12 protein-coding genes are annotated in these 14,820 nt (G+C 69.1%); 1 reads left to right on the top strand and 11 read right to left on the bottom strand.

Annotated features, from left to right (window positions below; translation table 11 throughout):
* From BLQ77_RS03335 to BLQ77_RS03325, 3 genes are all read right to left on the bottom strand, one after another.
* The gene (locus tag BLQ77_RS03335) at positions 1-1,530 is read right to left on the bottom strand and encodes an ABC transporter substrate-binding protein (protein ID WP_008884451.1); all 1,530 of its coding nucleotides are present in this window, start codon (positions 1,528-1,530) and stop codon (positions 1-3) included.
* A gap of 85 nt (positions 1,531-1,615) precedes the next feature.
* Complete coding sequence (locus tag BLQ77_RS03330) at positions 1,616-3,214, bottom strand: hydantoinase B/oxoprolinase family protein (protein ID WP_089955382.1); 1,599 nt, start codon at positions 3,212-3,214, stop codon at positions 1,616-1,618.
* Complete coding sequence (locus BLQ77_RS03325) at positions 3,211-5,313, bottom strand: hydantoinase/oxoprolinase family protein (RefSeq protein ID WP_089955378.1); 2,103 nt, start codon at positions 5,311-5,313, stop codon at positions 3,211-3,213. The genes BLQ77_RS03330 and BLQ77_RS03325 overlap by 4 nt, the downstream gene beginning before the upstream one ends.
* A gap of 114 nt (positions 5,314-5,427) precedes the next feature.
* Between BLQ77_RS03325 and BLQ77_RS03320 the strand changes: the two genes are divergently transcribed.
* A complete protein-coding gene (locus BLQ77_RS03320) occupies positions 5,428-6,099 on the top strand; it encodes a GntR family transcriptional regulator (RefSeq protein ID WP_089955375.1) in 672 nt (223 codons plus the stop codon).
* 340 nt (positions 6,100-6,439) lie between these two features.
* Here the strand turns inward: BLQ77_RS03320 and BLQ77_RS03315 are convergent, their stop codons facing one another.
* The 8 genes from BLQ77_RS03315 to BLQ77_RS03280 all read right to left on the bottom strand — a co-directional run bounded on the left by BLQ77_RS03315 (position 6,440) and on the right by BLQ77_RS03280 (position 14,772).
* On the bottom strand, positions 6,440-7,792 hold the full coding sequence (locus BLQ77_RS03315) for a cytochrome P450 (RefSeq protein ID WP_089955372.1): 1,353 nt from the start codon (positions 7,790-7,792) through the stop codon (positions 6,440-6,442).
* 68 nt (positions 7,793-7,860) lie between these two features.
* Positions 7,861-9,405 (bottom strand): PhnE/PtxC family ABC transporter permease, encoded by a 1,545-nt coding sequence (locus BLQ77_RS03310; RefSeq protein WP_242661616.1) that lies wholly within the window; start codon positions 9,403-9,405, stop codon positions 7,861-7,863.
* Positions 9,374-10,036 (bottom strand): ATP-binding cassette domain-containing protein, encoded by a 663-nt coding sequence (locus BLQ77_RS03305; protein WP_089955368.1) that lies wholly within the window; start codon positions 10,034-10,036, stop codon positions 9,374-9,376. Before BLQ77_RS03305 ends, BLQ77_RS03310 begins: the two co-directional genes overlap by 32 nt.
* Positions 10,033-10,890 (bottom strand): putative selenate ABC transporter substrate-binding protein, encoded by an 858-nt coding sequence (locus BLQ77_RS03300; protein ID WP_089955364.1) that lies wholly within the window; start codon positions 10,888-10,890, stop codon positions 10,033-10,035. The genes BLQ77_RS03305 and BLQ77_RS03300 overlap by 4 nt, the downstream gene beginning before the upstream one ends.
* Before the next feature lie 114 nt (positions 10,891-11,004).
* A complete protein-coding gene (locus BLQ77_RS03295; protein WP_242661615.1) occupies positions 11,005-11,994 on the bottom strand; it encodes an oligopeptide/dipeptide ABC transporter ATP-binding protein in 990 nt (329 codons plus the stop codon).
* Complete coding sequence (locus tag BLQ77_RS03290) at positions 11,991-12,980, bottom strand: ABC transporter ATP-binding protein (RefSeq protein WP_089955359.1); 990 nt, start codon at positions 12,978-12,980, stop codon at positions 11,991-11,993. Before BLQ77_RS03290 ends, BLQ77_RS03295 begins: the two co-directional genes overlap by 4 nt.
* Positions 12,977-13,852, bottom strand: a complete 876-nt coding sequence (locus BLQ77_RS03285) for an ABC transporter permease (RefSeq protein WP_089955356.1) — start codon at positions 13,850-13,852, stop codon at positions 12,977-12,979. The genes BLQ77_RS03290 and BLQ77_RS03285 overlap by 4 nt, the downstream gene beginning before the upstream one ends.
* Positions 13,849-14,772 (bottom strand): ABC transporter permease, encoded by a 924-nt coding sequence (locus tag BLQ77_RS03280; protein ID WP_089955352.1) that lies wholly within the window; start codon positions 14,770-14,772, stop codon positions 13,849-13,851. Before BLQ77_RS03280 ends, BLQ77_RS03285 begins: the two co-directional genes overlap by 4 nt.
* Positions 14,773-14,820 lie beyond the last annotated feature (48 nt).

Here is a 14,820-nt window from a genome sequence, read left to right as displayed (position 1 = left end):
TTAGCCGAGCATCGCTTCTTCCAGCGTGAAGCCGGAATAGAAGGTCAGCTGACCGGGCATGTTGGAGAAGCCGCTGACGTTGCCGGCAAGGCCGTAGCCCTGCTCACGCCAGCACAGGCCCATTATCGGCGCCGTGTCGATGGCGATCTGCTCGAGCTCCTTGTAGATGGCCTTGCGCTCTTCGGCGTCGAAGATGGCGCGGCCCTTCTTGAAGAGCTCGGAGATCTCGGGCGTCTCGAGACCGTAGCTGCGGGCGTAGGCGGCGGGCAGGCTGCCGTCGAGCACGTTGGCAAGGCCGTCGGGGTCGTTGTTGTCGGCGGCGGTGCCCATGACAGACAGGTCGTAGCTGCCCTCGTTGCCCTTCTTGATGCGGGTCGACCATTCCGGCAGGTCGAGGGTCACGTTGATGCCGACCATCGACAGGTAGGCCTGGCAGACCTCGGCGGTGGACTGGTGCATGCCGTATTGCGCGGTCGACAGCATGGTGCAGTCGAAGCCGTCCGGGTAGCCGGCCTCGGCGAGCAGTGCCATGGCCTTGTCCGGGTCGTAGTTCCACGAGTTCGCGAGATCGGCGTTGTAGAACTCCGAGGCATCGGCGATCGGCAGGTGCTCAAGCGGCGCGCCGCGCTCGTAGAAGGCGGCGGCGGCGATGTCCTCGCGCTTGATGGCGTGGCCGACGGCGCGGCGGACCAGCGGGTTGTCGAACGGCGGCTTGCTGCCGTTGAAGGTCAGGTACATGAACGGACCGAAGGTGGTGTCGAGCTGCAGCGAGTCGTTGTCGCCGACCTGCGCCATGGCCTGCCACGGCACGTATTCCACGACGTCCACGTCACCGGCCTCGAGCGCCGCGACGCGCAGGTTCTCGTCGGCGTAGACGATGGCCTCGACGCCCGCGACCTTCGGCATGCCTTCCTTGTAGTAGTCGGTGTTTGCCTCGAGCGAGAGCGACACGCCGCGGTCGGTCGACACGAGCTTGAACGGGCCCGCGCCCATCATGCTGTCGCGCTCGGAGCCGGACTTCATGATCGACATGTTGTAATGCGCGAACCAGTTCGGCAGCACGGCCTGCGGTCCGTCGGTCTTCATCACGACGGTCTTCTCGTCCGGGGTCTCGATCGAGGTGATGGTGGCGAGCTGACCCTGCAGGTAGGCCGCCGAGTCCGCTTTCTGCGCCTCGGTCACTGTCCAGGCCACGTCGGCGGCGGTCACCGGGGTGCCGTCGTGCCAGTTGGCGTCGCGCAGCTTGAAGGTCCAGGTGCCGTCCTCGCCCACGTCCCAGCTTTCCGCCAGTTCGCCCTGCATGACGCCGTCCTTGTCGTAGCTCAGCAGGCCGCGGTGGCACATCAGCTTGATGGTGCCGGCAGCGGTGCCGTTCGAGGCCCAGACGTCGAAGCTCGGCGGGTAGGCCGAGAGGCCGAAGCGGAGCGTGCCGCCATCCTGCGCGAAGGCGGCCTTGCCGAGGAAGCCGAGGGCACCGGCAGCGGCGCCGGTGGTGGCGAGAAAGCCGCGACGGTTCATCTTGGTGGTCATTGTGACAGTCTCCTTGTCGGTTGTTGCGAGCTCTTTCCGGCCCTTGGGTTCTGATGCGTTTGGTCCGATGCGGGATCGGGGTGGTTCATTCGGCGGCGAGGGGCGCTTGGCTGCATTCCTCGGGCGTGCCGTAGCCGCCACCGCCGGGGGTGATGACCTCGAGCCATTCGCCGGCGCGCAGGGTGCCGTAGCCGCGCTCGAAGGGGGCGCAGTCGGGGCTGGTGACATAGCTGCCGTGGCCGCCTTCACCGCCGCCCTGAAGACCCCAGGACCGCGACTTGTTGCGCGACACGTCGACGTGGACCATGCAGTCCTCGGTCGCCCGGTAGACCCGGCGCAGACCCATGCCGCCGCGGTGCTTGCCGACGCCCGCAGAGCCGTCGACGAGCTCGTAACGCTCGAGGATCAGGGGGTATTCTCCCTCGAGCGCCTCGACGGGGAGGTTCGAGGTGTTGGTGGCGTGCACGTGGATGCCGTCGAGCCCGTCCGCGGTCGGGCGGGCACCGCCGCCGCCGCCGATGGTCTCGAGATAGACCCAGTAGGTGCCGGCGTCGGGGCCGCTCTGGCGGGTGCCCGAGAACACCGCGACCGAGCAGGCCGAGTTGGTGCAGGCCGAGACGCGCTCGGGCACCGCCTGGGCGAGCGCGCCGAGGATGAGGTCGGCGACGCGCTGGCAGGTCTGCACCCGGCCGTTCACCGCGGCGGGGTGCTTGCAGTTCAGGATCGAGCCCTCGGGCGCCTTCACGTTGAGCGGCCGCGCGAGGCCTGCGTTCGGCAGTACCGTCGGGTCGATGACCGACTTGACGATATAGTAGGTGGTGGCCAGCAGCGCGGTGCGCGTCATGTTGATCGGCGCGCGGATCTGCTCGGGGGCTTCGAAGTCGAGCGTCATCTCATCGCCCGCGACGGTCACGGTCACAGCGAAGGGGATCGGCTCGTCGAAGTCGAGGTTGTCGAAGACGTCCTCGAAGCGCCAGCTGCCGTCGGGGAGGGCGGCAATGCCGGCGCGCATCTTGCGCTCGGCGTAATCCAGCAGCGCCTCGCCCGAGGCCAGCACCGTGTCGACGCCGTGACGGGCGCAGAGCTCCTGGAAGCGCATGACGCCGACGCGGTTCGCCGCCATCTGGGCGCGCAGGTCCGACAGGCGCTCGCGCGGGACTTGGCAGTTGAGCAGGATGAGCTCCTGCACGTCCTTCTGCAACTCGCCCGCCTTGTAGAGACGGATCGGCGGGATGCGCAGGCCTTCCTGGTAGATGTGGGCGTGGGCCCGGTCGACGAAGTCCGAGTGGTGGGCGAGGTTCACGGTCCACGCCACCAGCTCGCCCTCGACGAAGATCGGCTCGGCAAGCACGATGTCGGGCAGGTGGGTGCCGCCGCCGCGGTAGGCGTCGTTGCCCACGAAGACATCGCCGGGGCGCATGTCCTCGGGGTTGTGATCCTTCAGCAGCATCGGGATGAAGTCGAGGAAGCTGCCGAGGTGGATCGGGATGTGCTCGGCCTGGCACAGCGTCTGGCCGTGCCGATCGAAGAGCGCCGTAGAACAATCGCGGCGTTCCTTGATGTTGGTCGAGTAGGAGGCGCGGACGAGAGCCTCGCCGGTCTCCTCCACGATCGACGAGAGAGCGGCGCCGATGACCTCGACGGTGATCGGGTCGAGTGCGTGAGTGGTGGTTTGGCCGGTCATGCGCTCAGCTCCAGGATGAGGTTGTCGATGGTGTCCACACGAGCCGTGACCCCCGGCGGGATGAGCGTGGTGGTGTCCATCTGCTCGACGATCGCGGGGCCCTGGAAGACGTTGCCGGGCGCCAGCCGGTCGCGGGCGTAGAGCGTCGTTTCGGTAAAGGCGCCGGTCTCGGGGTACCAGACCTCGCGGCTGCCGATGACGGCGCCCGAGGCATCCGCATCGCCCAGCGGGCGCTCGGGCAGCTCGGCCTTCTTCACGAGGCCCATGGCCTCGGCGCGGAAGGTGACGCAGAGGATGCGCTCTTCGGGCACCGCGAAGCCATACATGCGCTCGTGCGCCTCGGTGAACCCCTTCTCGAGCGCGACGAGCGTCTCGGCTGTCACCGGGCCGTCGGGCAGGGGGATCGAAAGCTCGTAGTTCTGGCCGTCATAGCGCATGTCGACGCGGCGGGTCGTCATCTGCTTGTCCGCCGGGATCGCCTCGCTGGCGAACCAGCCCGCCGCCTCGTCCTCGACCTTGCTCATGGCCTCGGCGATGACGTCGAGGTTCCCGGCGTCCAGCGCCACCAGCTTGGTGGTCGAGAAATCGGCGCGCAGGTCGGTGAGCAGAAGGCCCATGGCGCAGAGGATGCCCGGGTTGCGCGGGATCACCACGGTGGTCATGCCGAGTTCCTGCGCAAGGCGCACCGCGTGCAGCGGGCCGGCGCCGCCAAAAGCCATCAGCGCGTAGTTGCGCGGGTCGTGGCCACGCTGGACCGAGATCACCCGGATCGCCTTGGCCATGTTCGCGGTCACCACCGAGATGATGCCCTGGGCCACGTCCATGGTCTCCATCCCGAGCTTTTCCGCCATCTTGCCAATGGCTTCCAGGGCGAGGTCGCGGTGGACCTTCATCCGCCCGTCAAGGATCTCGACCGGGTTCAGCACCTGCAGAACGATGTTGGCGTCGGTGACGGTGGGCTCGGTTGCGCCACGGCCGTAGCAGACCGGGCCCGGATCGGCGCCGGCGCTCTCGGGGCCGACCTTGAGCAGGCCGCCGCTGTCGATGGTGGCGATGGAGCCGCCGCCGGCGCCCACGGTGTGGATGTCGAGCATCGGCGCCTTGATCGGGTAGCCGTGTACGATGCTCTCGTTGGTCTGGGTGGTCTCGCCGCCCGCCATCAACGCGACGTCGGACGAGGTGCCGCCCATGTCGAAGGTGATGATGTCGTCGAAACCGCCGCGCGTGCCGATGGCCTGCGCCGCCACCACGCCGGTGGAGGGGCCGGAGAGCACCGCGCGGACCGGGGTTTCGGCGGCCACCTCGAAGCGGACGACACCGCCGTTCGACTGGGTGAGGTGCGGCGCGATCGGCAGGCCGAGCTCTTCGAGCCGCGGCGTCAGGCGCGAGATGTAGCGGTGCATGATCGGCCCGAGATAGGCGTTCACGGTCGCGGTCGAGAGGCGCTCGAATTCGCGGAATTCGGGGGCAATCTCGTGGCTGGCGCAAAGGAAGACGCCGGGCATCTCGTCTTCGACGATGGCCTTGGCGATCTTCTCATGGGCGGGGTTCACGAAGGCGTAGAGGAAGCAGATGGCGACCGCCTCGACCCCGGCGGCCTTCATGGCGCGGGCAGCCTTGCGCACGGCCTCCTCGTCGAGCGGGACCGAGACCTCGCCGGTGCGCAGCATGCGCTCGGGCAGCTCGAACCGCAGCTCGCGGGGGACCAGCGTCTTGGGCTTCTCGGCGAAGAGGTCGTAGAGATCCGGGCGCTTCTGACGGCCGATCTCGAGCAGGTCGCGGAAACCGTCAGTGGTCAGCAGGCCGACCTTGGCGCCGCGATGGGTAATCAGCGCGTTGGTGGCGACGGTGGTGCCGTGGCCGAGATAGGCGATGGCCGCCGCCGGGTCGCTTTCGCTGCCACCGGCGCGTTCCTTCATGCCTTCCTCGACGCCCTGCGCGATGCCCCGCGACGGGTCGTCGGGGGTGGAGGAAACCTTCCAGACGGCGATCTCGCCGCTGGCCTCGTCAAACATGCAGACGTCGGTGAAGGTGCCGCCCGAATCCACCCCGACCCGCCAGGTGGTTTTGGATCCGAAGCCCTGAGTCCCGTCCATCATGGTTGCTTGTCCTTCTGACGTCTACGTCGTGTATACAAGAGAGGAGAGATGATTCTGTCCAGCCTTGTCGCGTGCGATCGCGGGGTTTGTGACAGAAAGTTGTGGAGAAGATGAGTGAACAGTCGAAAAGATGCTCATTCGGTCGGTGTGGGGCCGGTCCAGTCCGCCCGCGAGCGTGCCTACACCGGGATTCGATCCGCCATTCTCAAGGGAAGTTTCGAGCCGGGCGCTTTCGTCGAGGAGGCGCAGGCCTGCGAGATAACCGGCGTGTCGCGCTCTCCGGTGCGCGAGGCGCTGAGCCGGCTGGCTGCGGAGGGCTACCTCGAACAGCACCCGCGCCGGGGCGCCATGGTGCGCTGGCTGTCGCCCACCGAGCTGCGCGACCTGCACGAGGTCCGGCTGATGGTCGAGACCCACGCCGCGAGCAAGATCTGCCGCGAGAAACGCCCGATCCCGGACACGCTTCTGGAACTCTGCGAAGCCCATGAGGCGACCCCGGCCGAAGACCTGCTGGGCTGCGTCGAGATCAACCGGCTGTTCCATCAGGCGCTTGTTGCCGCGGCGGGAAATACCGTTCTGGTTCAGGTGTTTGATGGGCTTCAGGCGCCGCTGTCCCGGGCCGCGATGCTGTCGTTGCGGCAGGGCGTCGGCAAGACCGAGATCATCGAGGTGGAACACCGTGAGATGGTCGCCGCGCTCTCGGTCCACGACGAGGAGCGCGCGGTCGAGGTGATCCGCCGCCATCTTGCCCTGATGCCCCGCCTGACGCGCGCGCTGACCGCCTGAGCGGTACGCGGGTCGGAGCGGATTTCGGGTCGTTGCTGGCATGGCGTCGTGGGGTGTCCCGTGCTGCGAGCGGTCTCGATTGCGTTGAAGTGAGACAAGTTTGTGACACGTCGTCCAATTGAAAACATTTGTCGTCCGCAAAGTATTTCTTATCCCGGGCGGTGACGCGGACGCAGGATCACCCATCGGCCCGGCGCCATGCCCCCGTGTTCATTGGACGTTACGGCTGCGCGAACCCTCGCACGAATTCACACCATCAGGGGATCGCGTCGCGCTGGTACGCCGCGATACGGAGAAGAATTGTCCGAATTGTGACCGAATGCACGAAAACCGTGCGGCGTCAGACCGCGCGGATGCCCAGCGTGACGCCCGGTTCGGGACGGATCGTCATGTGCATCACCGGCTCGGGGTCTGGCCCCGCAGGGGTGAAGCGGAAGCGGGCCAGAAGCGTCGCCAGGATGATCTGCGCCTGCATCATGGCGAAATTGGCGCCCACGCAGATCCGGGGCCCGGCGCCGAAGGGCAGGTAGGTGTAGCGGTCCCGGCCGGCCCTGGCCTCGGGCGAGAAGTGATCGGGATCGAAGACGTCGGGGGCCGTCCAGTAGTCGCGGTGCCGGTGCAGCGCGTAGGTGTTGATGAAGACGGTCTCGCGCGGGCGGATCTCGCGGTCGTAGATCCGGTCGGTCTCGAGCACGTTGCGGGCGAGGAAGCCCACCGGCGGGTAGAGCCGCATCGATTCCTCGAGCACCTGCTCGATGTAGGGCATCTGCGCGAGGTCCTCGAACCCCGCGGGCCGGTCGCCCAGCACGCCGCGCGCCTCGGCATGGGCGCGCTCCTGCACCTCGGCGTCATTGGCCAGCAGGTAGAGCGCCCAGGAAATCGACAGCGCCGTGGTCTCGTGACCGGCGACGATGAAGAACTGCATGTTGTGCAAAAGCTCCTGCGGCGACATCGCCCGACCGGTCTCGGGGTCGGTGGCCTTCATCATGTGGTCGAGCAGGTCGTCGAGCGGCCCCGAGCCCTGTACCCGCCGTGCGTCGATGGCGCTGGCGACCATCCGGTGCATGGTCTTCACCGCGCCGCGTCCAAGCAGCTCGGCGGGGCGGGGCACCCATGGCGGCACCTCGAGGAAATCCATCAGCGAGGCGCGCCCCACGGTCAGGAAATAGCGGGTGATGGCGGCGCCATAGGCGTCGGCGTCGAAATGCTCGCGCCCGGAGAGCGCCACGTCGCAGATTACATCGAAGGTGGCCGAGAGCATCGCCTGCACCAGTTCGGCCTCGCCGCCGGCACGGGCCAGCCGGTCGGCGGCGCGGTCGGCGGTGGCGGTCATCACCGGGGCCAGGGCCTCGACATGGCGGGCGGCGAAGACCGGCGCAATGGCCCGGCGCTGCCAGCGCCAGTGCGCGCCTTCCGAGGTGAAGAGGCTCTCGCCCACCGCCGGACGCAGCATCCGCAGCATGACCTCGGACTTGGGATAGTTGGCGACGTTGTCCAGGAAGACGCGCTTCATCCCCTCGGGGCCCTGCACCATGTGCCAGCGCGCGGTGCCGGTGGTCCCGGTGACGATGGGCTGAGTGTAGGAGATCGCCGGGATGATGTTCAGCACGTTTCGCCGCACGGCCTTGAGGCTCGCGAGGATGCCGAGCGGCTTGCCGGGCGGGGTGACGGAGGGCGGTGTGAAGGCGTTCATGGGGCGGTCCGGTTGCGGGGGCTCTGCCTGCAACATAGGCCGCGGCGGCGCCTCCGCCAAACTCCGGCTCAGCACCCCTCGACGCGGGTCTGTCCCGAGAGCCCCGCGCCGGTGCGGCGGCGCAATGCCCGCGACAGCGCGTCGATGCCCGCGGTGACCAGCCCGGTGGCGATCAGCAGCACCACCGCCCGGTCGAGCCGAAGCTCGGCCATGGCGCTGTCGATGTAGAAGCCGAGCGTGGCGATGCCGAGCAGGCCCATGACGGCGGTCTCGCGCAGGATGATCTCCCACCGGTAGAGGCAGAGCGCGAGGAACGGCCCCGAGAGCCGCGGCGCCAGCTCCCACCCCCAGAGCGTCAGCCCCCGGGGCGCATCGCGGCGCAGGGTGGGCAGCAGCGTCTCGCCCTCGCGGCCCAGAAGGTGCGCGATGATGGCGCCGTTGTGCAGCGCCAGCGCCAGCACGGCGGGCAGCATCGAAGGGCCGAAGACCTGCAGAAAGAGGTAGGCCAGCATGTACTCGGGGAAGCTGCGCAGGATCACCAGTCCGAGATGTCCCAGCGCGCGGCCCCAGCGCGGCGTGACCCGGGGCACGATCAGCCCGAAGCCCGCGAAGGCCAGCGCCCCGGTCAGCGCCAGCGCGATCTGCGCCACGACGAAGGTGGCGAGGAGGCCGGGCAGCATCTCGTCGGTGACGAGCGGCACCAGCCAGTGCAGCAGCCCCGTGAAGTCCCAGCCGTCGCGCAGGGGCGCGGGCACGATGTCCTCGGTCAGGAAGCGCATCAGGGCGCCCGAGCCCATCGGCGGCGACTTGACCAGCGCCAGCGTCACCGCCGAGGCCAGCAGCCAGAGCGGCGCCAGTACCGGGCGCATCCACTGCCGGACGCTGGCGATCAGCACAACGTAGCAGATCATGATGGCCGAGGCGGCGCCGTAGTCGCCCATGCGGAAGAAGCTGTCGAGCTGGAAGCCCAGCGTCGGAAGGCCGACGAAGCCCAGCACGGCGCTCGCCCGCATGCCGCATTCGAGCCGGTAGAGCGTGTAGTGCTTCATCGCGGTCAGTGCGAGCGGCGCGCGGGCGTAGAGGAAGCGCGACAGCGCGTCGGTGCCGCGCGGCAGCACCTCGGCCGGGCGCGGGTCGGCCTCGTCGAGCTGTTCCGAGAACACCTTGGCGAAGATCCCGGCATAGGGCAGGGCGATGGCCAGCACGCCGGTCAGGGGCGAGATCCCGAGGATCTGCATCAGCATCAGCGCCCAGAAGAGCTCGTGCACCGAGCGCAGCGCGATGCACAGCCAGCGCACGGCGCGCAGGTGATAGAACGGCGCCAGCACCAGCCCCGACGAGGCTCCCGCCGCCACGCCCGCGACGGCGAAGGCCACGGTCAGCCAGATGGCGCGGCCGATCTGCTCGACGGCGCCGAAATCGGGGCGCAGGAAGCCCGCAAGCATCCGCGAGAGCGCGGCGCCCGGGTCGTGGCCGGCGAGGCCGAAGTCGGCGAAGGGCAGGGCCAGCAGTGCCAGCGCGAGGAAGAGCGTGACCACCCGGGGGCGGGTCCAGCCCTCGCGGCGGGCGCTGCGGCGGGCCTCAGTGGGCGTAGAGAGCCGCGATGTCGCCATCGCTCACCTCCGTCGCCGGCGCGTCGAAGAGGATGCCGCCGCGGCGCAGCCCCACCAGTCGCGTGGCGAAGCTCCGGGCCAGCGCCACGTCGTGCAGCGCCAGCAGCGCCGTGGGGAAGCGGTCGCGCATCTGGCCGAGCAGCGCCTCGGCATGGGTCTCGTCCACGGCCGAGACCGGCTCGTCGCCGATCAGCACCGCGCCGCCGCGCCACCACGCGCGCCCCAGCGCCACGCGCTGTTTCTGTCCGCCCGAGAGCGCCCGCACCGGGCGGTCGGCAAGCTCGGCGAGCCCCAGCGGCGTCAGCACGTCGACCACGCCCGCTCGGTCGGCGCGGCGGACGTGCAGCAGGTTGGTGAGGTTGTAGAGCGCGCCGTGATCGTCGAGCCGGCCCATCAGCACGTTCTTGAGCACCGAAAGCTGCGGCACCAGCGCATGGTCCTGCGGCACGAGCGCCGTGCGGTGGTCGCGCGCCAGCCGGTCGTGCATGGCGTTGAGCAGCGTTGTCTTGCCCACGCCGCTGCGGCCCAGAAGCACGACGCGCTCGCCGGGAGCGAGCGCGAAGCTGAGCCCGGGCAGCACCGCGGCGCGCCCGTAACCCAGCGTTTCCCGATCCAGCGCGGCCAGCGTCATTCGATGAGGCCGAGCTCCTTGGCGGTTTCCTCGATCGGCTGGAAATCCTCGTTGGCGGCGGGGATGAAGGCCTCGCGCGGGAAGGCCGCGAGCAGGTCGGGGTCGTCCATGCCGATGAGCGCAGCCTGCACCTTGTCGGCGAAGCCCTCGCCGAAGCGGGCATCGACGTCGCCGCGGATGGTCCAGTTGTAATCGGGGTAGGGCGGGGTCTGCCAGATCACCTTGGCGGTCTCGACCTCGGGGGCGCCTTCCTCGACGGCCTTGTCGTAGACCGCGAAGTTCAGCGCACCGATGTCCCACGCGCCCGAGGCGACGAGCCGCAGGGTCTGGCTGTGGTCGCCCGAGAAGCCGACCTTCGAGAAGAACGCCTCGGGGGCCTCGCCGGTCTCCTGCCGGATCCAGTACTCGGGCATCAGCCGGCCCGAGGTCGAGGTCTTGGCGCCGAAGGTGAACGACATGCCCTTGGCAGCCTCGGGGAAGGTGTCGGACTCCTCGAGACCGGTTTCGGTATTGGCGATGAAGTAGCTCACGAAGATCGGGTCTTCCTTGCCCTGCGCGATGGCGCGGGCGTCGGGAACCGCGAGGCGGGCCTGCACGCCGGTGAGTCCGCCGAACCACGCGAGCTGGATCTGGTCGTTGCGGAAGGCGGTGACCGAGGCGGCGTAGCTCTTCACGGGCACGAATTCGACGTCGACGCCAAGCTCGCTTTTGAGATACTCGGCGACCGCCGAGAAGCGCTCGATGAGGCGGGTCTCGTCCTCGTCGGGGATGGCCGAGAAATAGAGCGTCTGCGCGGCGGCAAGCGAGGTGGAGCCAAGCAGGGCGGCAAGGGCGAGCGGGGCGATGCGGGTCATGGCGGACCTTCCGTCTGTCACGAGGGGATAGGAATGCGGTGCAGCCCGGCCGGGCTGGCTGGCCGCTTCCTAGTGCAGCTGGGGTCTTTCTTGCAATGCCGGAGTTGGCACGGCTCAGGCGGTGACGGCCTCGGGGCGGTGACACCAGAAGCTGCGGGCGGGCTCGGTGATGGCCGGGGCGGGACGTTCGGCGCAGCTTGGCTGCGCAAAGGCGCAGCGCGGCGCGAAGCGGCAGCCCATGGGCGCGAGGAACGGGTCCGCGGGCGGCTGGCCCTTGGGTTGGGCGGGCAGCGGGTGACCGGGCTCGGGCACCAGCGTCGCCCCCACCAGCATCCGGCTGTAGGGGTGGCGCGGGGTCTTGAAGAGCGCGGGCGCCGGAGCCTCCTCGACCTTGCGGCCAAGGTACATGACCGCGACCCGATCCGAGACGTGCTCGACCACGGCAAGGTTGTGCGAGACGAAGATCATGGTGAGCTGCATGTCGCGCTTCAGCTCGAGCAGCAGGTTCAGCACCTGCGCCTGCACCGAGACGTCGAGCGCCGAGGTAGGCTCGTCGCAGACCAGCACCTTGGGCTCGAGGATCAGCGCCCGGGCGATGGCGGCGCGCTGGCGCTGGCCGCCCGAAAGCTCGCCGGGGTAGGCGTCGAAAAGCCGGGTCGGCAGGCCCACGCGGTCCATCATCTCGCGCGCCTTGCGGGCGATGTCGCGGCCGCCGTGCAGTCGCAGCGGCTGCCCCACGAGGTCGCCGATCCGGCGCACCGGGTTCAGCGCTGCGCGCGGGTTCTGGAAAACGGGCTGGATCAGCCGCACCCGCTCGGCCACCGGCAGGGCGTAGAGATCGTGCCCGCCGATGGAGACCGAGCCGCTGTCGGGCCTGAGCAGCCCCACGGCCATGGACATGGCGGTGCTCTTGCCGCAGCCGCTCTCGCCGACGAGGCCCAGCGTCGTGCCCTCGGGCACCTCAAGGCTCAGCCCATCGACCGCGTGCAGCTCCTTGGGCTTGCCGAACATGCCCTGCCGCACGGAGTAGGTCTTGCGCAGGTCGCGCAGGTGGATCATCGGCTGGCGGGGGGCGGTCATTTGGGCGGTCTGGGGGGCGGTCATGGGCGCGTCTCCGAGAGCGAGGGCCGCGTGCATTCGACGAAGCCGCCCGAGGCAAAGGCGTGGCGGGGCAGCGGATCGCTGGCGCAGCCATCGCCCGCCAGTGCGCAGCGGTCGCGGAAGGCGCAGCCGGTGACGCCGCCGATGAGCCCGGGCACCCGGCCGGAGATGGCGGGCAGGGGCGTGCCGGGCCGGGTGCGTCCGGGCACCGGGATCGCGACCATCAGGCCTTGCGTGTAGGGATGCGCGGGCACCGCGAAAAGCTGCGCCACGGGGCCGGTCTCGATCACCCGGCCCGCGTACATCACCGCCACGTCGTCGGCGATGGCGGCGGCAACGCCAAGATCGTGGGTGATCAGCAGCAGCCCGAGGCCAAGCTCGTCCTGCAGCTCGGCGATGACCTGCAGGATCTGTGCCTGGATGGTGACGTCGAGCGCGGTCGTGGGCTCGTCCGCGATTAGCAGCTTTGGCCGCCCGATCAGCGCCGAGGCGATCATCAGCCGCTGCCGCTGGCCGCCCGAGAACTGGTGCGGGTACTGCCCGAGCCGCGACCTCGGATCGGCGATGCCCACGCGGTCGAGCATGGCGATGGCGCGGTCCTCGGCCTGCGCTTTCGAGAGCTTCTCGAAATGGCGCAGCGCCTCGGTCATCTGCACGCCCACGGTCATGGTGGGGTTCAGCGACTGGTTCGGATCCTGGAAGATCATCGCCATGTCGCGACCGCGCAAGTTCGCCCAGGCCTTGGGGGCCTTCCCGGCGTAGTCCGTGCCCATCAGCGCAAAGCGCCCGGCACTCTGCCGTGCCTTGCGGGGCAGCAGGCCCATCAGCGACATGGCGGTCAGCGACTTGCCGCAGCCGCTCTCGCCCACGAGGCAGAGCGTCTTGCCCGACTCCAGCCGCAGGCCCGCGCCGCGCAGCGCGTGAAGGTCGCCGCGATCGGTGGGGATGGTGACGTGCAGGTCGTCGATGTCGAGCAGGGGCGCGGTCATTTGCGGGCCTCCCCGGTCAGGTCGCGCATGCCGTCGCCCAGCAGGTTCACCGCCAGCACCAGCAGGCAGATCATCGCGCCGGGCAGGGCCACGAGCCACGGGTCGAAGAGGATGTTCTCGCGTCCCTCGGCGATCATCAGCCCCCACGAGGGCATCGGCGGGCGCACCCCCAGCCCTAGGAAGGACAGCGCGCTTTCCAGCAGGATCGCGTTGGCGATCTCGAGCGTCATCACCACGAGGATGGTGCCGCGCATGTTGGGCAGGATCTCGAGGAACAGGATCCGCGGCCAGCGCGCGCCGATGGCCTGCAGCCCCGAGATGAACTCCTGATGCCTGAGCGACTGGGTGGCGGCGCGGGTGACCACGGCGAAGCGGTCCCAGAGCAAGAGCCCCAGCACGGTCACCAGCGTGGTGAAGGACGCGCCTCCCATGGCGACGGCGGCGAGCGCCACCAGCACGATGGGCAGCGACAGGCGAATGGTGGTGGCGAAGCTGATGACCATGTCGATCCAGCCGCCGAAATAGCCCGCGATGAGCCCCAGCGAGATGCCGATGAAACCCGACACGATCACCACGCCGACGCCCACGCCCAGCGACACCCTTGCGCCGTAGATCAGCCGCGAGACGTAGTCGCGCCCGAGATGGTCGGTGCCGAGCAGATGCTCGGGCACGGCGCGGTCGTGCCAGAACGGCGGCAGGAAGCGCTGCGTCAGATCCTGCGCGTAGGGGTCGTGCGGGGCGATGAGCGGCGCGAGGATGGCGAGCAGCGCCACGATCAGGATCAGCAGGCCGCCCAGCGTGACGCCGCTGTTGCGCAGCACCTTGCGCAGGCGCGAGACGGGGCGGGGGGCGATGGCGGTCTCAAGGGTCATGCGGCGCCTCCTCTCAGGCGCGGGTCGAGCCATGCGTTCAGCAGGTCGGCGGCGGTGGTCAGCACCACGTAGAAGAGCGACAGGATCAGGATGATCGCCTGCACCACGGGCAGGTCCGAGCGCAGCAGAGACTCCCACGCGAGGCGGCCGAGCCCGTTCACCGCGAAGACGCTCTCGATCACGATGGAGCCCGAGAGCAGAATGCCCAGCTGCACCGCCGAGAGCGAGATCAGCGGCAGCACCGCGTTGCGCAGCGCATGCACCAGGATCACCCGTCCGGTGGGCAGGCCCTTGGCCTGCGCCGAGCGGATGTAGTCGGTGTTCAGCACCTCGATCATGCCTGAGCGTGTGATGCGCATGAGCTCGGGGATGGCGGAGTAAGCCAGCACCAGCACCGGCAGGATGTAGCCCTGCCACGTTTCGGTGCCCGAGATCGGCACGAGCCCGTACCAGACGCCGAAGACCACGATGGCCATGAGCCCGAGCCAGAAGCTCGGCACCGCCTGTCCCGAGACCGCGAGCACCAGCGCGAAACGGTCGATGAAGCCGTTGGGGCGCATGGCGGCGGCCACGCCCAGCGGCAGCGCGATGGCAAGCGCCGCGAGGAAGGCCAGCATGCCCAGCGTCAGGGTGACGGGAATGCGGTTGCCGATGATCTCGGAGACGGGGATGTTGAAATAGATCGACTGGCCGAAGTCGCCGGTGAGGGCGGAGCCGATCCAGTCGGCGTATTGCACGACGATGGGTCGGTCGAAGCCATAGGCCAGACGGATCGCCTCGGCGTCGCCGGCGCTGCCGCCCGAGCCCGCGATGGCGATGGCCGGATCGCCGGTGAGGAAGATCAGCGCGAAACTCAAGGCCGAGACGGCTACGGCGACGCCAAGCGCCACGACGAGGCGGCGCAGGAGAAAGCTCAGCATGGCAGGGGCCCGTGGTCAGTCGGAAAAGGTGGGGCGCGCAGGATCGCG

The organism is Salipiger thiooxidans (assembly GCF_900102075.1).
In the GTDB taxonomy this organism is placed as follows: Bacteria; Pseudomonadota; Alphaproteobacteria; order Rhodobacterales; family Rhodobacteraceae; genus Salipiger; species Salipiger thiooxidans.
The sequence above is the reverse complement of the archived record's forward strand: the minus strand, read 5'-3'. Positions and strand labels throughout refer to the sequence as shown.

Excerpts from the sequence above, each read along its gene's own strand:
- BLQ77_RS03300 (WP_089955364.1), bottom strand. The coding sequence starts at position 10,890 with ATGACCCGCATCGCCCCGCTCGCCCTTGCCGCCCTGCTTGGCTCCACC.
- BLQ77_RS03280 (WP_089955352.1), bottom strand. The coding sequence starts at position 14,772 with ATGCTGAGCTTTCTCCTGCGCCGCCTCGTCGTGGCGCTTGGCGTCGCC.
- BLQ77_RS03285 (WP_089955356.1), bottom strand. The coding sequence starts at position 13,852 with ATGACCCTTGAGACCGCCATCGCCCCCCGCCCCGTCTCGCGCCTGCGC.
- BLQ77_RS03290 (WP_089955359.1), bottom strand. The coding sequence starts at position 12,980 with ATGACCGCGCCCCTGCTCGACATCGACGACCTGCACGTCACCATCCCC.
- BLQ77_RS03335 (WP_008884451.1), bottom strand. The coding sequence starts at position 1,530 with ATGACCACCAAGATGAACCGTCGCGGCTTTCTCGCCACCACCGGCGCC.
- BLQ77_RS03315 (WP_089955372.1), bottom strand. The coding sequence starts at position 7,792 with ATGAACGCCTTCACACCGCCCTCCGTCACCCCGCCCGGCAAGCCGCTC.
- BLQ77_RS03325 (WP_089955378.1), bottom strand. The coding sequence starts at position 5,313 with ATGATGGACGGGACTCAGGGCTTCGGATCCAAAACCACCTGGCGGGTC.
- BLQ77_RS03330 (WP_089955382.1), bottom strand. The coding sequence starts at position 3,214 with ATGACCGGCCAAACCACCACTCACGCACTCGACCCGATCACCGTCGAG.
- BLQ77_RS03305 (WP_089955368.1), bottom strand. The coding sequence starts at position 10,036 with ATGACGCTGGCCGCGCTGGATCGGGAAACGCTGGGTTACGGGCGCGCC.
- BLQ77_RS03310 (WP_242661616.1), bottom strand. The coding sequence starts at position 9,405 with ATGGCGACATCGCGGCTCTCTACGCCCACTGAGGCCCGCCGCAGCGCC.
- BLQ77_RS03295 (WP_242661615.1), bottom strand. The coding sequence starts at position 11,994 with ATGACCGCCCCCCAGACCGCCCAAATGACCGCCCCCCGCCAGCCGATG.